This is a genomic window from Zestomonas ipomoeae, assembly GCF_057128665.1.
Genome location: NZ_JBSKHQ010000014.1, coordinates 22,105 through 41,704, shown reverse-complemented (window position 1 = coordinate 41,704; position 19,600 = coordinate 22,105). Strand labels below are relative to the sequence as shown.

Annotated in this window: 15 protein-coding genes; 10 read left to right on the top strand and 5 right to left on the bottom strand. The window is 66.3% G+C overall.

Annotated elements, in window-relative coordinates:
* Window positions 1–5: 5 nt before the first annotated feature.
* On the bottom strand, window positions 6–827 hold the full coding sequence (locus ACWKV7_RS15605) for an alpha/beta hydrolase family protein (RefSeq protein WP_483858603.1): 822 nt from the start codon (window positions 825–827) through the stop codon (window positions 6–8).
* 143 nt (window positions 828–970) lie between these two features.
* Between ACWKV7_RS15605 and ACWKV7_RS15600 the strand changes: the two genes are divergently transcribed.
* Window positions 971–1,975: a GlxA family transcriptional regulator gene (locus ACWKV7_RS15600; protein ID WP_483858602.1), complete on the top strand. Its 1,005-nt coding sequence runs from the start codon at window positions 971–973 to the stop codon at window positions 1,973–1,975.
* Window positions 1,976–2,100: 125 nt separating this feature from the next.
* On the top strand, window positions 2,101–2,835 hold the full coding sequence (locus ACWKV7_RS15595; protein WP_483858601.1) for a hypothetical protein: 735 nt from the start codon (window positions 2,101–2,103) through the stop codon (window positions 2,833–2,835).
* Window positions 2,836–2,843: 8 nt separating this feature from the next.
* On the opposite strand, the gene ACWKV7_RS15590 is transcribed toward ACWKV7_RS15595, so the two are convergent.
* The 3 genes from ACWKV7_RS15590 to ACWKV7_RS15580 form a co-directional block, all read right to left on the bottom strand.
* The gene (locus ACWKV7_RS15590; RefSeq protein WP_483858600.1) at window positions 2,844–3,305 is read right to left on the bottom strand and encodes a YehS family protein; all 462 of its coding nucleotides are present in this window, start codon (window positions 3,303–3,305) and stop codon (window positions 2,844–2,846) included.
* Window positions 3,306–3,409: 104 nt separating this feature from the next.
* A complete protein-coding gene (locus tag ACWKV7_RS15585; RefSeq protein WP_483858599.1) occupies window positions 3,410–4,120 on the bottom strand; it encodes an rRNA pseudouridine synthase in 711 nt (236 codons plus the stop codon).
* 135 nt (window positions 4,121–4,255) lie between these two features.
* Window positions 4,256–5,428 carry a hypothetical protein gene (locus ACWKV7_RS15580; RefSeq protein WP_483858598.1) on the bottom strand — a complete coding sequence of 391 codons (1,173 nt, stop codon included), beginning with the start codon at window positions 5,426–5,428 and terminating at the stop codon, window positions 4,256–4,258.
* Window positions 5,429–5,797: 369 nt separating this feature from the next.
* On the opposite strand from ACWKV7_RS15580, the gene ACWKV7_RS15575 reads away from it, so the two are divergent.
* The 7 genes from ACWKV7_RS15575 (at window position 5,798) to ACWKV7_RS15540 (ending at window position 15,075) form a co-directional block, all read left to right on the top strand.
* Window positions 5,798–6,874, top strand: coding sequence for a type I restriction endonuclease (locus tag ACWKV7_RS15575; RefSeq protein WP_483858691.1), 1,077 nt, complete (start codon window positions 5,798–5,800; stop codon window positions 6,872–6,874).
* A 236-nt stretch (window positions 6,875–7,110) separates the two neighbouring features.
* The gene (locus ACWKV7_RS15570) at window positions 7,111–9,393 is read left to right on the top strand and encodes an EAL domain-containing protein (RefSeq protein WP_483858597.1); all 2,283 of its coding nucleotides are present in this window, start codon (window positions 7,111–7,113) and stop codon (window positions 9,391–9,393) included.
* Complete coding sequence (locus ACWKV7_RS15565; protein WP_483858596.1) at window positions 9,362–10,945, top strand: methyl-accepting chemotaxis protein; 1,584 nt, start codon at window positions 9,362–9,364, stop codon at window positions 10,943–10,945. The genes ACWKV7_RS15570 and ACWKV7_RS15565 overlap by 32 nt, the downstream gene beginning before the upstream one ends.
* Before the next feature lie 254 nt (window positions 10,946–11,199).
* The gene (locus tag ACWKV7_RS23760; protein WP_487249221.1) at window positions 11,200–13,155 is read left to right on the top strand and encodes a methyl-accepting chemotaxis protein; all 1,956 of its coding nucleotides are present in this window, start codon (window positions 11,200–11,202) and stop codon (window positions 13,153–13,155) included.
* A 190-nt stretch (window positions 13,156–13,345) separates the two neighbouring features.
* Window positions 13,346–14,017 carry a CsgG/HfaB family protein gene (locus ACWKV7_RS15550; protein ID WP_483858595.1) on the top strand — a complete coding sequence of 224 codons (672 nt, stop codon included), beginning with the start codon at window positions 13,346–13,348 and terminating at the stop codon, window positions 14,015–14,017.
* A 17-nt stretch (window positions 14,018–14,034) separates the two neighbouring features.
* Window positions 14,035–14,379, top strand: a complete 345-nt coding sequence (locus ACWKV7_RS15545; protein ID WP_483858594.1) for a DUF4810 domain-containing protein — start codon at window positions 14,035–14,037, stop codon at window positions 14,377–14,379.
* A 9-nt stretch (window positions 14,380–14,388) separates the two neighbouring features.
* On the top strand, window positions 14,389–15,075 hold the full coding sequence (locus ACWKV7_RS15540; protein WP_483858593.1) for a DUF799 domain-containing protein: 687 nt from the start codon (window positions 14,389–14,391) through the stop codon (window positions 15,073–15,075).
* A gap of 36 nt (window positions 15,076–15,111) precedes the next feature.
* On the opposite strand, the gene ACWKV7_RS15535 is transcribed toward ACWKV7_RS15540, so the two are convergent.
* Window positions 15,112–17,745, bottom strand: a complete 2,634-nt coding sequence (locus ACWKV7_RS15535) for a CHASE domain-containing protein (RefSeq protein WP_483858592.1) — start codon at window positions 17,743–17,745, stop codon at window positions 15,112–15,114.
* Window positions 17,746–18,083: 338 nt separating this feature from the next.
* On the opposite strand from ACWKV7_RS15535, the gene ACWKV7_RS15530 reads away from it, so the two are divergent.
* A complete protein-coding gene (locus ACWKV7_RS15530; protein WP_483858591.1) occupies window positions 18,084–19,511 on the top strand; it encodes a cellulase family glycosylhydrolase in 1,428 nt (475 codons plus the stop codon).
* Window positions 19,512–19,600: the final 89 nt, after the last annotated feature.

The following is a 19,600-nucleotide window of genomic DNA, read 5'->3' as shown; positions in this document are numbered from 1 at the left end:
ACCACTCAGGCCGGGCGGGCCAGGTGCCCGTCAAGGAAGGCGAGCACCCGCTGCGCGTAGGCCTGCGGCTGCGCCTCGTAGGCCAGGGTGTGCTTGGCGCCCACCACCTGCCAGAACTCGGTATGGGTGACCCCGGCGAGGGCCTGCTGCAACTGGCGACCATCCGCGACCGGGGTATAGATGTCCTCGTCGCCATAGATCAGCAGCAGCGGCGGTTGGCCCACCAGGCGCGTCGCCGCGTGGGTCGGGCGCAAGCGGCGCTCCCCTGCCGGATAGAGCCACTTGCTGAGCTGGATACCCAGCCGCGGCAACGGGTAGCGGCGCCAGAAGTGCAGCAGGGTCGGGAACGCCGCTTCGACCACCGCCGCCTTGAACGGGTGGCCGGACTCGGCCAGCGCGCACAGGCTCATCGCCGCGCCCATGGACGCACCGACCACCGCCACCGGCAGGTCCGGATAGCAGGCTTGCAGCGCCTGCCCGGCGGCGAGCACGTCCAGCGGATAATCCATGGTCGTCGAGCTGCTCTCGCCGAAGCCGTTCAAGTCGAACACCATGACGTGGTAACCGGCGCCGCGCAGCAGCTCGGCATGCCCATGCTTCAGCCAGAAGCCCTTGGCCGCCACGCCCATGGGATGCGCCAGCAGCACCGCCCCTCGAATCTCCGCCGCATGGCTCTCGGCGAGCAAGGCGGCGAGCGTGGCGCCCGAGCCGCTGGCGACCTCCAGGCGGCGCCACGGTTGCTGGTCTATGTCCTCCGGCCAGCGCCAAGGCCGCATGTAGCGTGCGAAAAAAGGTTTTTTGAACACTCGATAGGCTGTATTTTTCATCGCCGCTTTCCCCGGTTGGCCACGGGCGCGGCGGCTCGCTTGGCGGCCGCCGTTCCCTCTTCGTGGCGCCATGCTAGGCAGCGTGGGGTGGGCTCGCCATGGCGGCAAATGACGAAAAGCATGCGAGATGCCCAGGGGGAATCATGATGAACGTCACCGTGCTGATGGCCGACCGCTGCTCCGCGACCAGCGTGTCGGCAGCGCTGGAATTCCTGGAGTGTGCCAATGTGCTCCACCGCTTCGCCGCCGGACGCGGGGAAGCGAAGGTCGCGGCGCCCTTCCAGGTCCAGAGCGTGTCCGTCGATGGCGCACCCGTCACCTGCACTGGCGGCCTGGTCCTGACGCCACACAAGGCCCTGGCGGACGTCGAGCGGACCGACCTGATCATCGTGCCCGGCTTCATGTTCAACATTCTCTCGGTCCTGCCCGAGATGGGACCGATCTGCGCCTGGCTGCAGCACCACCATCGGCAGAACAGCTACATCGCCAGCATGTGCACGGGCAGCTTCGTGACCGCCCAGGCCGGCCTGCTGGATGGCAAGCGTGCCACCACCCACTGGATTTTCAGCGAGCAGTTCGCCCGGCACTTCCCGCAGGTACGGCTGTGCGTCGAACGCGCCGTCACCGACGATGGCCTGCTGCTCTGTTCCGCCGGGTCGACCACCGGCAGCGATCTGCTGTTGCATATCATCCGCCGCTTCGCCTCGCCGCAGTTGGCCGCCGAATGCTCGAAGAAGCTGCTGATCGACAGCGCCGAGCGCAGCCAGACGCCCTATGCCAGCGCGCAGTTCGACAAGAGCCACCAGGACCTCGAGGTGCTGAAGATCCAGGTCTGGCTGGAAAAGCGCCTGGCCGAACCCATCGCCCTGGAACAGGTCGCCGAGCGCTTCGCCCTGACCCCACGCAGCCTGATCCGCCGGTTCAAGGAAGCGCTCGGACAGACGCCCATGCAATACCTGCAGAACCTGCGTATCGAGCGCGCCAAGCATTTGCTGGAGGGCAGCACGGAAAACTTCGACCGCATCACCCAGCAGGTGGGTTACGAGGATGGCAGCTCCTTCCGGCGCCTGTTCAAGCAACGCGTGGGCCTCTCGCCAGGGGCCTACCGACGACGCTTCAACAGCCAGTACCGTAGTGCCGACCACTGAGGCGCCGCCATAACGTGCCACGGCCCGCAGCCTGAACCACGCGCTCGTGCCACCTCACCGGCGAGGCAGTAGCATGCGCAGCTTCTAGACTGAAAGCGATTGGCCAGCAGAAAAGGAGGCAAGCAGTGCAATGCCCCAAGTGCCAGCAACCGTGTGATCTGCACCGACCCGACTGCCCGCACTGCGGCATCGTGTTCAGCAAGTACGCGCAATACCTCGAACGCCAGGCGGCGGTGGCCGAAGCCCTGGCGGAAAACGAAGCGGTGCCGTCGCTGGCCGCCCGGCTGCGCCAGCGCCTGCTGACACCGCCCGCCGGCGAGGCCTTCTGGTACGGGCGCGCGCTGCTCTGGGCGCTGTTCGTGCTCTGGAGCCTCACCTTCATCCTCGACAGCATTGCCAGCCTGGGCGACTCGCCGGGTTTCCTGCACAACGTCAACCTGCCCTTCCATGAGGCCGGGCACGTGGTCTTCGGCATCTTCGGCCAGTTCATCGGCTCCCTCGGCGGCACCCTGGGCCAGTTGCTGATGCCACTGATCGCCCTGCTCGCCCTGTTGCGCCAACGCGACACCTTCGGCGCCAGCCTGTGCTTCTGGTGGTTCGGCCAGAACTTCCTGGATATCGCGCCCTACATGGCCGACGCCCGCGCCGGCCAGTTGCCGCTGGTCGGCGGCAACTTCGGTCACTCTTCGCCCTACGGCTTCCACGACTGGGAATACCTGCTGACCGAGACCGGTCTGATTGCCCACGACCAAGGCCTGGCCCTGGCCTGCCTCAGCCTCGGCCGCCTGCTGATGCTGCTGGCGCTGATCTGGGGCGGCTACCTGCTGTGGAAGAGCCGGCCCAGCGGCATGGCCGGCTGAGGCGCGAGTTACGGCCGCTCGCGCAGGGCCAGGCCCTTGAGGAAATTGCGCAGCAGCTGATCGCCGCAGGCGCGGTAGTTGCTGTGCCCGGGCTTGCGGAACAGGGCGCTCAGCTCCGGCTTGGAAACCGGGAAGTCCGCCGCCTGCAAGATGCCGTGCAGGTCGTCTTCCTTCAACTCGAAGGCCACGCGCAGTTTCTTCAGCACCCTGTTATTGGTCACCGGCAGCTCGATGGCGCGCACCGGCAGGCTTTCGTCCTTGCCGCGCTTGTGCAGCACCAGGCCGTCGAGGAAATACGCCATCGCCTCGTCACCGCAGGGCTGAAAGCCGGCCTCGTCGTCCTTTCTCAGATAGGCGGACATGTCGGCCTCGGCCAGCGAGCACCCGGCCAGCCGAGCGATCTCGGCCATCTGGGCATCGGTGGCGGCCAGGGTGTAGCGCAGGCTGCGCAGGACATCGTTGTTGAGCATGGGGAATCCTTGTTCGAGTGGGCGCCGGCAGCGGCGCGCGGTGGTTGGGCTCTGCGCGCAAGGTGCCCGCGGTGCCTGGCCTGGCCTTCGCGGGGCGGGAGAACCTAGAAACGTTCGTTTGGCGCCAGGTAGCGCCACTGGCCGGCCGGCAGCTTGGCCATCGGCACGCCGCCGATGCGGATGCGCTTGATGGCCAGCACCTTGAGACCGACGCTGGTACACATGTGGGCGATCTGGCCGGGCAGTGGATTCTTCAGCGCGAAGCGCAGGCGGTTTTCGCTCTGCCAGCTGACCTTGCAGGGCGGCAGCGGCCGGCCGTTGTAGCTGAGCCCGTGATTCAGGCGCTTGAGGCCATGGGCCACCAGCTCGCCGCTGACCTCGACCACGTACTCCTGTTCGAGCTTGGCGGCATCCTCGGTGAGCTTGCGCAGGGTGCGCCAGTCCTGGGTGAAGACCACCAGGCCGCTGGCATAGGGCTCGATCGGCGTGGTCTGGGTCAGGCGCAAAAAATGCCCCTTGAGCGGACGAATGCCCGAACCGTCGTCGGCCCACTGGCTGCCCGGCCCCAGCAGCGCCTCGGCCTCGCTCGGCTCGGCGCCCGCCGGCAGGTGCAGCAGCAAAGTCACCGGGGGTAGCGGCGCCGCCGTGGCGTCGGCATGCAGTTCGATCTTTTGTCCGTCGACCTTGAACTGCGGCTCCTCCACCACCTGCCCGTCGACGGAGACCCAGCCGCCCTGGATATACAGCTCCGCCTCGCGCCGAGAGCAGGACAGCAGTTCGGCAAGACGTTTGGACAGGCGCACGGAATCTGACATGGCAAGGGCCGACTGGAGTAAAGGGCGGCCATTGTACTCCCCGGCGAAGGGCGCGTATCGCGCAACGCCGCCGTCCGCCGGACGAGGGCGCACAGAGCCGGCGCCCGCGCGCCAGCACCGATGGCCCCGCAGGGCTCAGGGCGTGCCGTAGCAACCGCCGGGCAGCAACGCGCAGGCCGGTGGCATCGGCGGGGCCGCCGGCGTGCTCGGCGGCTCATGGCAGGTACCGGCACAGCCCGGCTCGGGCAGGTAGGTGTTCTGCCAGCCAACCCGCTCCGGCAGGGTGCTGATGGGAATGTAGCGGTAGTGCATGTAGCGGTAGTCGCTGGACGCTTCCACCTGGGTGGTGAAGGTACCGGTGCGGGGCCCGGACAGCGGACCGCGCAGCACCTTGGCCCAGGTCGGGTCGTCGGGCGAGATCAGGTAGACGTTGGTGCCCCGGTGGCAACCGGTGCAGGCGGCATTGAGGTTGGAGCCGTTCTTCAGGTCGGCGATCGCCAGGCGTTGGTCCTTCCAGCCGATGAACTGTTCCGGGCTGACGCTGCTCAGCTTGTTGTCCCAGAAGCAGGCGTGCCCGGTGCTGGCGCTCTGGCAGATGATGCCGGCGGGCGAGCCCGGCGCGCCGCTACCGCGCGGCAGGGCGATGCAGGCGCCGCGCTCCACCGGGTCGCTGTAGGTCCAGACCGCCGCATAGTCGCCCGGCGATAGCAGGTTGCGCGACAGCGTGCCCTGGTACTGCCAGGCCGTGCCGCTTTCCGCCCAGTCCGGCGGGATCGGCACCCGGTGCGCGCGGCAATCGGCAATGTACGGGTTGTCACCCGGGGCCGGGTCGAAGAAGTCCAGGCGCTTGAGCAGCTCGATGATCTCCGGTCGCAGGGTCAGCTTGGGATAGCGATTCCAGTAGAAGTCGATCAGCGCGGCGTTGCGCCAGGCCAGGCGCGCCGCCAGTTTTGCCGGCGCGTCCTGCAGGAAGGCAGCGATCACCGCGCTCTTCAGCGAAGCCGCTTCGCCGACCTCGAGCTGCTGGGAGGCAAGCCACTGCCGGGCCTTGTCGATGGCCTCCAGCTTGTCCTTCGGCGGCTCCACGCCGGATTTGAGCACCTCGTTCATCATCGCGTCCTGCAAGGCGGCGATGGCGTCCTGGTCGAGCTTGAGTTCCTTCAGCGATGGGTCGAACAGCTTGCCGTGGCCGGCGTAGGCCAGCCGTTCGACGGCTGGGGCCGCCAGCGGCTGGCCCTGGCGGTCGACCAGGGTCGACGACAGCAGCACGGCGGCGGCGGCGATGGGCAGGGTAAGTAGGGTCTTCATGGCGCTTCTCCCGCTGGTTTGGAGAAATCGCTGTCCGCGTGCGCGGACAGCCGGGCACGAGACGAACGCAAGCGTCCGCAGGTGCCAGCAGAGGGAAGCGACCAGTGGGAAAACGCGGAACAGCCTCCAAGCCGGCGAGCAACATCCCTGTGCATCGCCCAACTTAGCAGCCTGGCGGAGCTGGCGAACGCCGCCGGACCAACGGCAGTGCGCTCAACCACTGTGGACGAAGCGATCGATCACCGGTTGGGCGATAGCATCCAGCCAAACTGGCTAACAGCTATCGCACTGCTACTCTCGGAACATGCCCAGAGGCGCAGGCACGCCCTTCGCCAGACCAACGGACGAGACAGCCAGCAAGGAGCCGATATGGACCTCATCGAGAAACTCAACAGCCTCTCCAGCAAAATACGCCAACAAGCCTCGGCTATAAAAACCGAAGAGGCGACCAAGAACGCCTTCGTCATGCCCTTCATCAATATGGTTCTGGGTTACGACGTATTCGATCCGACTGAAGTGACCCCCGAATACATTTGCGATATTGGAACCAAGAAGGGCGAAAAGATTGATTACGCCATCCGAAAAGAGGGCCAAATTCAAATACTCATAGAGTGCAAGAAGATTGGCGAGCCATTGAACATCAATCACGCTTCTCAATTGTTTCGATATTTTCATACCACCAGCGCACGTATCTCCATTCTCACGAACGGGCAGATTTATAAGTTCTTCACAGACTTGGACGCGCCCAACAAGATGGACGAAAAACCCTTTCTTGAACTAGACCTGCTTGATATCGATGAATATGCCATTCCGGAATTGAGCAAACTGACCAAATCCGCCTTCGATGTCGACTCCATCATCAGTGCGGCCGGCGAGTTGAAATATGTGAGCCAAATCAAGAGAGAGATTGCCTCTCAGTTCAGCAAGCCTGACGACGACTTCGTCAAGTTGTTCGCTTCACGGGTATACGAAGGAATGATCACGCAGAAAGTGCGGGAGCAGTTCAGCGAACTCACCAGAAAGGCAGTCGCACAGTTCCTCAACGACCAGATCAATGATCGCTTGAAGTCGGCCATCAGCGGAGCGGTGCAGCCTACCTATGCTGCGGCAAACGCCGCAGATATCGCCGAGAAGAAAGCGGCCGAGCCGGAAGACAAAATAGTCACTACGCTCGAAGAGCAAGAAGGCTTTCACATCGTGAAGGCCATCGTGCGTACGGTGGTTGACGCCAAGCGCATTATCCAAAGAGATACGCAGAGCTACTTCGGCATTCTGCTAGACGACAATAATCGCAAACCCATCTGTCGACTCCATTTCAACCGAAGCCAGAAGTACATCGGGCTGTTCGACAAGGACAAGAACGAAACCCGCTACCCCCTTAGCTCTCTGGACGAAATCTATGGATTCGCCAACCAACTCAAGGAAACCGTCGGCTTCTACTCCTGAGCCTTGAGGTAGAAGTCCATCGATATAACCCCGTCAACTGATCAGCGCAGATAGCAGACTATGCATCAGCGCTGGCCACTAGCGCCCCCACCCAGCGGAATCTGCACCTCTATCACCTAGAAGATGACGCCGGTCAACACTCTCCCGTTGCCGCTACTCCAGCATTAATGGCCAGTAGCCACCCCTCCAAGCCTGCGCCGCAGCCTGGAGACAGGGACAACCGGAGACCGCCGGCGATGGACAACGAACAAGAATTCCGCCGGCTGCTGCAGCGCACCGGGCTCAACCGGGAGGAGATCCTCCAGCGCCTGAGCTTTCTCGACTGGCTGCCCGAGGACGGCGAGCGGCTGGCGCAGTTCGCGCCGCGAATGGAGGCCGCCCAGCGGCGCTTCATCGACAAGCTCTACAGCCATCTGGCCCAGTTTCCCGGCCCGGCGGGGCTGCTGGACGATCCGGTCGCCACCGCGCACCTCAAGCACAGCCAGCTGGCGTACTACCACCGGCTGTGGCGCGGGCCCTACGACCGGGACTATGTGCTCGACCGGCTACGCATCGGCTGGGTGCACCAGCGGGCCGGGGTCGATCTCAAGTGGTACATGGGGGCCTATCGCCTCTACCTGCAGGAAATGCTCGACGAACTGCTCGGCTCGTCTGCCCAGGCCGCCTGTCTGGGCAGCCTGCTCAAGGCCGTCTGCTTCGATATCTCGCTATCCCTGGATACCTACAGCAGCGCCCAGCACCAGGCCCTGGAAGAAAGCCAGGCGCGCTATGCCCGTGCCGTGCGAGGGGCGAACGACGGCATCTGGGAGTGGCAGGTGGAGCAGGACCGGTTGTACGTCTCGGAACGCTGGGCCGGCATGCTCGGGCTGGAGCGGGACAGCTTGGGCACCACCAGCGAGAGCTGGTTCTCCCGCGTGCATCCGGATGACCTGCCGGGCCTGCGCCAGGCCATCGACGCCCACTTGGCCGGCATCACCCCGTCGCTGCGCCACGAATATCGCCTGCGCCAGCGCGACGGCTGCTACCTGTGGGTACTGGTGCGCGCCGTGGCCGGCGAGGACGACGACGGCATACACCGCCTGGCCGGCTCGCAATCGGATATCAGCGAACGCCGAGCCGCCCAGGAGCAGTTGCGCCACGCCGCGCGCCACCACCCGCTCACCGGCCTGGCCAACCGCACCCGCCTGAACGAGTTGCTGCAGCGCGCCGTGGAGCGCCAGCAGCGGCCCGGCGCGCGCAAGGCCGGCCTGCTGTTCATCGACCTGGACCGTTTCAAGCTGATCAACGACAGCCTCGGCCACCCGATCGGCGACCAGGTGCTGGTGGCGGTGGCCGAGCGCCTCAGCCACTGCCTGCGGCCGGGCGACCACCTGATTCGCTTCGGCGGCGACGAATTCGTCGCCCTGCTCGACGATCTGGCCTGCATGGGCGACGCCGAGCGGGTCGCCCAGCGCATGCTCGACAGCCTGCGCCAGCCGCTGCACATCCAGGAGCAGACCCTGGCGGTCAGCGCCAGCATCGGCATTTCCGCGCTGGAAGGCACGAGCCACGATGCCCTGCAGGCTGCGGACCTGGCGCTGTATCGCGCCAAGGAGGCCGGCAAGGCGCAGTTCGCCCACTACAGCAGCGAACTGCAGGCCAGCGCGCACCGCCAGCTGGAGCTGCAGAACGCCCTGGGGCAGGCGCTGGCTCGGCAGCAGTTCCGCCTCTACTACCAGCCGATCTGTCGGCTCGACCATGGCCAGCCCTACCTGGTGGCGGTGGAGGCACTGTTGCGCTGGCAGCGGGACGAGCAACTGGTCGCCCCGCAGGAGTTCATCGGCTGCCTGGAGGAGTCCGGGGAAATCCTCGCGGTGGGTGACTGGGTGCTTCACCAGGCCTGCACCCAGGTGCGCGCCTGGCAGCAGGCCGGGCAGCGCCTCCTGCGCTGCTCGGTGAACCTGTCCAGCCGCCAGTTGGCCCAGGCCGACTTCGCCGCGCGGGTCGCCGACATCCTGCGGGAAACCGGCCTGCCACCCACCAGCCTGGTGCTGGAGATCACCGAAAGCCAGTTGATGCAGGACTGCGCCCAGACCCTCGCCTGTCTGCGGGAGCTGGCCAGCCTGGGCATCCAGCTGGCGCTGGACGACTTCGGCACCGGCTACTCCTCCCTTGGCTACCTCAAGCGCTTTCCTCTGCACATGCTCAAGGTGGACAAGAGCTTCATCTGCGGCATTCCGCAGGACACCGAGTCCGTGGCCATCAGCCGGGCCATCATCGGCCTCGGTCACAGCCTCGGCATGACCGTGGTCGCCGAGGGCGTGGAGCGCCAGGAGCACCTCGACTTCCTCGCCGGGCAAGCCTGCGCGTTCGGCCAGGGCTACTGGTTCAGCCGACCGCGCCCACCCCGCGACCTGCAACGACTATTCAGCGGCGAAGACTGCTTCGAGGGCCTCTGGTGCCTGCTCGACGCGTCGCCGCCTCCTCAGGCGACCGAAAGGGCACCCCATGAAGACCAACCTACCGATCAGCGGCCGTGAAATCCCCGTCGGCGCGCGCGACAACATTCTTTCCATCACCGATCTCAAGGGCCGCATCACCTATGTGAACCCGGACTTCTGCCGCATCAGCGGCTTCGCCGCCGATGAGCTGCTGGGCCATAGCCACAACATCGTGCGCCATCCGCAGATGCCGTCGGCGGCCTTCGCCCACCTGTGGCAGACGCTCAAGGCCGGGCGGTCATGGATGGGGCTGGTGAAGAACCGCTGCAAGAACGGCGACCACTACTGGGTCAGCGCCTATGTCACGCCGATGCGGCGCAACGGCGAGATTCTCGAATACCAGTCGGTACGCACCCAGGCCGAGCCCGCCAAGGCCCAGGCCGCCGAACGCCTCTACGCACAGCTCGCCGCCGGAGGGGTGCCACGCGCCCTGCGCGCACCACGGCTGTCGCTGGCCCTGCGGCTGAGCCTGGCGTGCGCTGGCGGCGTGGTGGCCGGCGCCGCCCTGCTGGCGCTGCTCGCCGGACTGCCCTGGCTGCCGCTGCTGGGTGGCGCCATCGCCCTCGCCCTGCTGCTCGCCGCAGTCATCCACCATGCCCTGCGGCCCTTGGTGCAATTGGCCGAGCACGCCCGGCGCATCGCCGACAACCCGCTCAGCCAGGTGCTCTATACCGGCCGGCGCGATGTCTTCGGCCAGATCGCCTTCGCGCTGCACAGCCTCGAGGCAGAAGCCGGCGCCATGGTTGGCCGCATCAGCGACTCGGCACGGCAACTGCGCAGCAACTCGGCGGACCTGGCCGCCGCCGTCGACAGCAGTAACCAGGCCTCGCAGCAACAACAGGCGGAGACCGACCAGGTGGTCAGCGCGGTCAGCCAGATGGCGGCCAGCGTGCAGGAGGTGGCGCGGCATGCCCAACTGAGCGCCAGCGCCGCCAGCGAAGCGGACATGGCCACCGCCAGCGGACGGCAACTGGTGGAGCACACCCTGCGGCTGATCGCCGCGCTCGCCGAGGAAATGCATGCCAGCCACGACGCGGTGCGCCAGTTGGCCGAGCGCAGCGAGAACGTCAACCAAGTGCTGGCGGTGATCCAGGGCATCGCCGAGCAGACCAACCTGCTGGCCCTCAACGCGGCCATCGAAGCCGCCCGCGCCGGCGAGGCCGGGCGTGGTTTCGCGGTGGTAGCCGACGAGGTGCGGGCACTGGCCCAGCGTACCCAGCAATCCACCGCCGAGATCCAGGGCATCGTCGACAACCTGCAGCACAGCGCCGGGCAGGCGGTGACGGCCATGGCCAACAGCCGCCAGCAGACCCAGGCCAGCGCCGACCATGCCGAGCAGGCCAACCAGGCGCTGGACGGCATCACCCGCCAGGTCAGCCAGATCACCGACATGAACCTGCAGATCGCCAGCGCGGTGGAAGAACAGAGCGCTGTCGGCGACGACATCCAGCGCAACCTCCACGGCATCCGCCAGGCCGGCGAGTGCACGGTGGCCGCCAGCGGCCGCAGCCGCGCCAGCGCCGGCCAGCTCGCCGAACTGGCAGAACAACTGCACCTGCTCGCCGAGCAGTTCTGGGGCCTGCGCAAGTAGCTCCGCCGGCGTCGGGCAGGCGCGGCGCGTCCGCACATGATCAGGGCCGGACCTCTCCAGGGTCGGCCCATGGCGGCGTTCCGCCAAAAGCCACTCAAGAAGCAGCCGTTTTCCGCCGATAGCCACTGCGAACCCCAGCGGCGAGCCCGGCGGCGTCTATCTTTACCTGCGCTGGCACACGGATTGCGAAGTCCGGGGTTCCTGCCTCGCCTTGCCGTCTTGCGCGGATATAAGAATAAGGAGCTCTCTCGATGTTGCACGCAGCCTCCCGCCTGTTCGCCAACCTTGCCGTGGGCAAGAAGCTACTGCTGGGCTTCGGCCTGGTGCTGTTGCTGACCGTCGCGATGGTCGTGACCGGCTTCTACGCCGTCGATGCGGTATACCGGCGTCATGTGCAATCGGCGCAGTTGGCCGCCATCAACGCGCAGATCCTCCAGGCCCGCAACTTCGAGAAGGACTTCGCCCTGAGCCGGAGCGCCAGCTCGGCGACCCAGGTGCGCGAACGCCTGAACGGCGTCTTTGCCCAGTTGCGCGGCATGATCGGCAGCACGGCGAGCGATGCCCAGCGGCGCGAGCTGGAAGACATGGAGCAGGCCGGCACGCGCTACCTGGAACAGTTCGAGCGCTTCGTCGAACAGCTGGGCAAGGCTCGCGCCGCGCGCGAACAGATGGCCACGGCGGCGGCCGAAGCACGCGATCAGTTCGAGGTGGTGGAGCTGGACATGTACGACGCGGTCCGCGAACTGCGCCTGGCCGGCGACAACCTGCGGGGCAGCGATCCCCTGACCCTGGCGGAAACCGCCTCGGGCCTGAGCAAGCGCATGCTCGACCTGCGCGGCAACGAAAGCCTGTACATCATCGACGGCTCCCAAGAGGCGCTGCAGAGCTGGCGCGAGGTCAACGACGACCTCCAGGGCGTGGCCCGCAGCCTGATGGTCTGGCTCAACGACGAGCAGAAACGCACCATCGAAACCGCGCTGCAGGCCCTCGCGACGTACCAGCAGTCCTTCGAGAACTACCAACAGATGCACGTCGCCAACCTGAGCAACGAGCAGGCGATGATCGAACAGGCGCGGGCGGTGATCGCCCAGGCCGAACAAGCCCAGGCCCGGGAGGAGCAGGCGATGCGCGACGGCAGCACGCGCGCCTTCCTGCTGCTCGGCGGCATGGGCGCAGCGGCGGTGCTGCTGGGGCTCTGCGCGGCCTGGCTGATCTCCCGGCTGATCGTCGGCCCGTTGCGGCAGACCGTGGCGATTGCCCGGCGCATCGCCGAAGGCGACCTGACCCAGGACGTGCAACAGGACCGGCAGGACGAACTGGGCCAACTGCTGGCGGCCATGCAGAGCATGACCGTCAGCCTGCGCAACCTGGTCGGACGGATCGGCGGCAGCGTCAGCCAGATCGCCAGCGCGGCCGAACAGCTGTCGACCATCACCGCCCAGACCAGCGCCGGGGTCCAGACCCAGAAACTGGAGACCGAACAGACCGCCACCGCCATGCACGAAATGGCCGCCACCGTGCAGGAGGTCGCGCGCAACGCGGAGCAGGCCTCCGCGGCCGCGCGCCAGGCCGACGACGAAGCGCGCCAGGGGGATGCGGTGGTGCGCGATGCCGCCGGGCAGATCGGTCGTCTGGCCGATGCGATGGAGGGCACGACGAATGCCATGAACCAGCTCCGGGAAGAAAGCCAGCGCATCGGCAGTGTGCTCGATGTGATCAAGAGCGTTGCCGAGCAGACCAACCTGCTGGCGCTCAATGCTGCCATCGAAGCCGCGCGCGCCGGCGATCAGGGCCGCGGCTTCGCCGTGGTCGCCGACGAAGTGCGGGCCCTGGCCCGGCGCACCCAGGAATCCGCCGGCGAGATCGAGTCGCTGATCGGCCAGTTGCAGAAAGTCGCCAGCGACGCCGCGGTGCAGATGGACGGTAGCCGCAGCCTGACCCAGCGCAGCGTCGAGCTGGCCGACGAAGCGGGCGAGGCGCTGGGCCGCATCACCCAGGCGGTATCGACCATCGAGCAGATGAACCAGCAGATCGCCGCCGCCGCCGAAGAACAGAGCGCGGTCGCCGAAGCCATCAACGAAAGCGTCACCCGCGTGCGTGACATCGGCGAGCAGAGCGCCGCATCCAGCCAGCAGACCGCCGGCTCCAGCGCCGAGCTGGCGCGCCTGGGCAACGAGCTGCAGCAACTGGTCGGGCAGTTCCGCACCTGAGCGCCGCTGGCCGCCGCCAACCGGACGTCGGTACCGGACCGGCGGCCTGGCTGGCCACTGGCTATACCGCGACGCGCTTTGTAGACTCTCGCCCCCTCGCAGCAACGCCATGGCCGGGCCACGGCGTGCTGCCGGCCCCAGGGTCATGCCTCCCCTCGCGCCGATCACCCCTAGAAAGGACATCTTCTTCATGCGAAACATCCTGCTTCTCGCCCTGCTCGGCATCTCCGCCCTGCTCGCCGGTTGCGCCACCGAACAGTCGCGCACCCTCGAGGTCGCCAAGGTGAACTCCGCGCAAAGCACCTACCAGGGCACCCGCAGCCCGATTTCCGTGGGCAAGTTCGATAACCGCTCCAGCTACATGCGCGGGCTGTTTTCCGATGGCGTGGATCGCCTCGGCGGCCAGGCCAAGACCATCCTGATCACCCACTTGCAGCAGTCCAACCGCTTCAACGTGCTGGATCGCGACAACCTCAGCGAAATCCAGCAGGAAAGCGCCATCGCCAACAAGCACCAGCAACTGCGCGGCGCCGACTACGTGGTGACCGGCGACGTCACCGAGTTCGGCCGCAAGGAAGTCGGCGACCACCAGCTGTTCGGCATTCTCGGCCGCGGCAAGACCCAGGTCGCCTACGCCAAGGTCAACCTGAACATCGTCAACGTGAACACCTCGGAAGTCGTCTTCTCCTCCCAGGGCGCCGGCGAGTACAGCCTGTCCAACCGCGAAGTCATCGGTTTCGGCGGCACCGCCAGCTACGACTCGACGCTCAACGGCAAGGTACTCGACCTGGCCATTCGCGAGGCGGTGAACAACCTGGTCAACGGCATCGACAGCGGCGCCTGGCGGCCGGCCGGCAACTGATGAAGGGACGCGCGAACATGAAGTACCCCGCCTTGCTGGCCGCGGCCGGCGCGTTGCTGACCGGCTGTGCCGCACAACCCAAGACGCTGTATCACTGGGACGGCTACCAGCAGCAGGTCTATGAGCACTTCCAGGGTGAAACCAGCGACCCGCAGGCGCAGATCGCCGTGCTCGAAGCCAGCCTGCAGCAGGCCCGGGCCAAGGGCGAAGCGCTGCCGCCGGGCTTCCATGCCCACCTCGGCATGCTCTACGCCGAGGTCGGCAAGGCCGACCAGGTGCGCCAGCAGTTCGAGACCGAGAAAACCCTGTTCCCCGAGTCCGCCGCCTACATGGACTTGTTGCTGCGCAACGCCGAGAAGTAAGAGGTCATGATGCGTTTCAATCCCCTGCGCCTGCTGTTGCCGGTGCTCTGCGCCGTTCTGCTCGGCGGCTGCGTCACCCCGCCCGCGCCCTACGACTACAGCGCCTTTCGCGAGAGCAAGCCGGCGTCGATCCTGGTGCTGCCGCCGGTGAATACCTCGCCGGACGTCAAGGCCTCCTACAGCGTGCTGTCCCATGTCACCTTCCCCCTCGCCGAGGCCGGCTACTACGTGCTGCCGGTGGCCGTGGTGGACGAGACCTTCCGCCAGAACGGGCTGACGAACGCCGACGAGATGCAGAGCGTGCCGCCGGCCAAGCTGCACGAGATCTTCGGTGCCGATGCCGCGCTCTATATCGAAGTCACCGAGTACGGCGCCAGCTACAAGCTGATCGCCAGCGAGGTCGCGGTGACCGCCAACGCCAAGCTGGTGGATTTGCGCAGCGGCCGTCTGCTCTGGGAAGGCAGCGCACGGGCCAGCACGGCGGAAAACCAGAACAACAACAACGGCGGCCTGGTCGGCATGCTGATCACCGCGGCCATCGAGCAGGTCATCAACACCCTCAGCGACCGCGGCCACGAAGTCGCCGGCATCGCCAGCCAGCGCCTGCTGAGCACCGGCGGCCATCGCGGCCTGCTGCTCGGCCCGCGTTCGCCGCAGTACGCGCAGAGCGAACTGGCCGCCCAGCAACAGCCCTGACCCTCGGCCCGGCCAGTCAGCCGATCGCAGAGAGCCTCACGACGGCAGCACCGGCAGATCGAAGAAGAACGTGCTGCCCTCGCCGGGCACGCTGGTGTAGTCGATCTGCCCGTGCATACGCTCGACCAGCATCTTGCAGATACTCAAGCCCAGGCCCGTGCCGCTCTGCCGGCGGCTATCCGAGCCATCGGCCTGGGCGAACTTCTGGAAGATCCGCGAACGGAACTCGTCGGCGATGCCCGGCCCATGGTCCCGCACCTGCACCCGCACCTGGTCGCCCACAAGGTGCGCGGTGATTTCCACCTCTCCCCCGGAGGCAGAAAACTTCACCGCATTGGAAATCAGGTTGCTCAGCACCTGCTGCAGGCGCAACTCGTCGACCTCTACCGGCACCTCGGCAGGCAGAGCGCTGTCATCCAGCAACAGCGTCACTTGAAAATCCTCGGCGTAGCCCTGGTTATGCAACAGCGCCTCCTGCAACAGGGGGCGCAAATCGGCGCGGCTCAGCTCCAGGCTCGTCTGCTCCAGCTCGAGCTTCTCGATATCGAGGAGATCGTTGACCAGGTGGATCAGGCGTTCCGAATTGCTTTGGGCGATAGTCACCAGTTGCTGTGCCTGTTCGGGCAACTGCCCGACCGCTCCCGCGGCGAGCAGACCCAGCGACCCCTTGATCGAGGTCAGCGGCGTGCGCAGCTCATGGCTGACGGTGGCAACGAACTCGCTCTTCAACCGGTCGACCTGCCTGCGCTCGCTGATGTCGTGCAGCAGGCAGATATAGCGCAGGCGCCGCGGCAGTTCATAACGACTCAGGCTGACTTCCAGGTCCAGCGACTGGCCATTGGCCCCCCGGGCAGCGACCTCGCGGGGCTTGCCAAGCTGCTCGTCCGACTCCGGGAGTTCTTCCAGGCGTAGCGCCGGCATCAGTTCGGCGAGGGAGCGCCCGATCATCCGCTCCTGGGCATGGCCGAACAGCGCGGCGCTGGCCGGATTGGCCTGCTCGATCCGCCCCTGTTCATCGAAAATCAGGATGCCCTCGGCAGCGTTCTCCAGGATCGCCCCCAGCTCCAGCGTCCGCTGTCGCACCAGGTGGCGAACCTGCTCGGCACGCCCGGTGATACTCAACAGGAAGCCTCCCAGCAAGCTGCACAGCAACAGCCCGCCCGCCAGCATCGCCCATGGCTGCAGGCCGTGGTTACGACGCAGGAAGGCCTCGGTGGGGCTGATGGCGACGCGTAGCTCGCGGCCTCCGACGTGCAAGCGATCCACCAGCATCAACGCGCGCGCGTAGTCCGGCAGGTTGATCTCGTCCGGGCCGTACAGCCGCTGGGGCGCTGCCTCGGAAACATCCATCAACTGCAACTGGTAGCCATCCCGGGGATAAGCCTTGAGCGCTTCATCGATCAGCGCGGCCAGGCGCAGCACCACCACCGCATACCCTTGCAGGCGCTGCCGCCGCTCAAACTCGTCCTGCGGCCAGGGGCCGGCATAGACCGGCTGCAGCAGCAGGACCCCCGGTTGGGGGGCGCTGACGTCCTGAAGCAGGGTGATCGGCGCGGTCATCACGGTGACGCCAGTGTCCCTGGCATGATCCAGCGCTTCGCGACGATGCGGGAACGCCGCCACATCGATGCCCAGTACCCGGGCATTGCTTTCCATCGGTGCGATGAATGCCACCGGAACGTAACTGTCGCGCTGGCTCGCCACCCGCAGGCCTCCATTGCCATCGGGTTCGAGAATGCGGAAGCCGGTGAGGCCCTCGGCGGCCATCCGCGCCTCGAAGGTCGCCCGCTGTCGACCGCTCACCAGCGGGTCCCAGCTCACCGCAGTAATGCCCGGGTAGGTATCCGGCAACCTGGCCACGAAGGCCGCGAACTCACTGGGGCTGACATGTTCGGAAGCGGCAAACAGGCGCTCGATCGACTGTGCCGTCTTGGCATAGAGCTCGAAGCGGAACTTGAGTGTCGCGATCATCAGCTTGGCCTGCACGTGAAAGCGCTGGCGCAGGTCCTTCTGTTCCGCGTCGCTGGCCAACACGAAGACCAGCACCATCAGAGCACAGCTGATGAGCAGCGGCAGGCCGACGCTACCGGCTCGGTTGCGCCACAGCTGCCTGGGCTCGGCAAACAGGATGAACATCAGCGGGGTGGCAATCAGCACACCGATGCTATCGCCCACCCACCATGTCCACCAACTGAACGAGACGTCATCCGCGGCGATGACCTGATTCAAATACAGCCCGCCAACGCCGACGCTGGCACTGAGCAGACAGGCCAACGGCCCACCCAGCAACAGCAGCAGAAAGATGCTGCGCTCCTCGGTCAGCCCGTTGGGAAAGCCCACCACGCGGCGGATCGACCAGGCCCCGACCAGCCCCTGCAAGGTGGACCCGAAGGCGATGCCCGCCGCGACCTGCAGGTCATTGAGCCCCCACTGCATCAATCCGCCGGGAGCGACGCTGAGATTGAGCAGGACCGACCCCAGGAACACACCGATCAACATCGGATAGCCCCAGATCAGCACCGCAGCCAGGCCGATGCCCACGGGTGGGAATATCGCCGAGGCGAAGCCCGGTGGAATCGCCAGCATCAGCGCAAGGCGCCCGGCAATCACATAGGCCAGGGTCAGCAACAGGATCTTCAACGGCACGGTAGACATGGGTGGCAACGACATAGCAGGCCGGGGCTCCTAGCGCGCGAGCGGAGCGGTCATGGGGTTCGCAGCACATGGGCCCGGGATAAGGTCCGTCACCACTGCCCTACTGTATATATGCGCTAGTCGCGGTCGGCGCCAGTTTCCGCCACGCGACGGGCGGCTGATTACCCGCCCCCGCCCTCTCTGAATGTGTGCGGGGCGCCTGCCATCACGACCGCTCATCCGCAACGCTGGCACAAACCCTCTACGGCAGCGCATTCCCGACACGCGACCCGGAACCTCGCCGGGACGGACCAGTCAACGCTCACGCGGACGGCGCCCCGTCGATCCAGTCACCCCCACGGGAGTCCTTCACCATGCCTCATCTTTCCTTCATGCGCGGGTTGCTCTGGTCGCTCTTGGCCACCGGCCTCTTCCCCTTGGCGCACGCCGAGTCGATCGTCGACCGCAGCCCCCTGGCGGCGACCGAGACCCGAGCGGTCGCGACCAGCGCCGCGCAGACCACCACGGTGAACGGCATCGCCTTCGCCAGCAAATCCACCGGCGGCGCCGGACCGGAGCAGAGCTGGAACATCTGGTCCAATGGCTATATCGAGCACGGCTTCAACCTCACCGACCCCAGCCGGCTGACCATCGTCGCCAAGGGCGACTACGCCGCCGGCGCCTGGCCGCGCATGGTGGTCTCGGTGGGCGGCAGCCCGATCCGCACCTTCACCGTCAGCAGCAGCACCTGGAAGACCTTCAGGCTGGACGTCAGCGGCATGCCCGGCAATCAGCCGCTGCGCATCGCCTTCACCAACGACCACTACGCCAACGGCGAGGACCGCAACCTGTACGTCAAGTCCGCCAGCGCCACCACCCAGGACGGCGGCACGCCGCCGGCCACCACACCGGTGGCGCAGAATGGCCAGCTGCGGGTGAACGGCGTCGACCTGGTCAACGCCAACGGCCAACCGCTGCAGCTGCGCGGCATGAGTTCCCACGGCCTGCACTGGTTCGGCCAGTTCATGAACAGCGCCAGCATCAAATGGCTGCGGGACGACTGGAAAGCCAACGTGGTGCGCGCGGCGATGTACACCGCCGAGGGCGGCTACATCAGCAACCCGTCGATCAAAAACAAGGTCATCGAAACCGTCGACGCGGCCATCGAGCATGGCCTGTACGTGATCATCGACTGGCACATCCTCTACGACAACGACCCGAACATGCACAAGACCGAGGCCATCGCCTTCTTCAAGGAAATGGCCCAGCGCTACGGCAACACGCCCAACGTGATCTACGAGATCGCCAACGAGCCCAACGGCAACGTCAACTGGAACCAGCACATCCGCCCCTATGCGATGGACGTCATCAACGCCATCCGCCAGGTCGACCCGGACAACCTGATCCTGGTCGGTACCGGCACCTGGAGCCAGGACATCCACCACGCCGCCGAGAACCCGCTACCGCAGGGCAACCTCCTGTATGTGCTGCACTTCTATGCCGGCACCCACGGCCAGTACCTGCGCAACCGCATCGACTACGCCCGCGACCTCGGCGCGCCGATCTTCGTCTCCGAGTGGGGCACCTCCCAGGCCAGCGGCGACGGCGGCGTGTACGAGAACGACACGCGCACCTGGATCGACTTCCTCAACCAGCGCAACATCAGTTGGGTGAACTGGTCGCTGGCGGACAAGAACGAAACCTCCGCCGCCCTCGCCCCCGGCGCCAGCCCCACCGGCGGCTGGTCGAGCAGCCAGTTGAGCACGTCGGGCCGGTTGGTCAGGGAATTGATGCGCAACTAGCGAGACGCTCGCCAAAACCTGAATCCGAGTAGGTTGGCGCTGAGCGCAGCGAAGCCCAACAAGGGGCGCAGCGCCCCGGAGAGGCCTGC

Bases quoted from the DNA above. Each gene is read 5' to 3' on its own strand.
- ACWKV7_RS15605 (WP_483858603.1), bottom strand. From the start codon at position 827: ATGAAAAATACAGCCTATCGAGTGTTCAAAAAACCTTTTTTCGCACGC.
- ACWKV7_RS15600 (WP_483858602.1), top strand. From the start codon at position 971: ATGATGAACGTCACCGTGCTGATGGCCGACCGCTGCTCCGCGACCAGC.
- ACWKV7_RS15590 (WP_483858600.1), bottom strand. From the start codon at position 3,305: ATGCTCAACAACGATGTCCTGCGCAGCCTGCGCTACACCCTGGCCGCC.
- ACWKV7_RS15585 (WP_483858599.1), bottom strand. From the start codon at position 4,120: ATGTCAGATTCCGTGCGCCTGTCCAAACGTCTTGCCGAACTGCTGTCC.
- ACWKV7_RS15580 (WP_483858598.1), bottom strand. From the start codon at position 5,428: ATGAAGACCCTACTTACCCTGCCCATCGCCGCCGCCGCCGTGCTGCTG.
- ACWKV7_RS15575 (WP_483858691.1), top strand. From the start codon at position 5,798: ATGGACCTCATCGAGAAACTCAACAGCCTCTCCAGCAAAATACGCCAA.
- ACWKV7_RS15570 (WP_483858597.1), top strand. From the start codon at position 7,111: ATGGACAACGAACAAGAATTCCGCCGGCTGCTGCAGCGCACCGGGCTC.
- ACWKV7_RS15565 (WP_483858596.1), top strand. From the start codon at position 9,362: ATGAAGACCAACCTACCGATCAGCGGCCGTGAAATCCCCGTCGGCGCG.
- ACWKV7_RS15550 (WP_483858595.1), top strand. From the start codon at position 13,346: ATGCGAAACATCCTGCTTCTCGCCCTGCTCGGCATCTCCGCCCTGCTC.
- ACWKV7_RS15545 (WP_483858594.1), top strand. From the start codon at position 14,035: ATGAAGTACCCCGCCTTGCTGGCCGCGGCCGGCGCGTTGCTGACCGGC.
- ACWKV7_RS15540 (WP_483858593.1), top strand. From the start codon at position 14,389: ATGCGTTTCAATCCCCTGCGCCTGCTGTTGCCGGTGCTCTGCGCCGTT.
- ACWKV7_RS15535 (WP_483858592.1), bottom strand. From the start codon at position 17,745: ATGTCGTTGCCACCCATGTCTACCGTGCCGTTGAAGATCCTGTTGCTG.
- ACWKV7_RS15530 (WP_483858591.1), top strand. From the start codon at position 18,084: ATGCCTCATCTTTCCTTCATGCGCGGGTTGCTCTGGTCGCTCTTGGCC.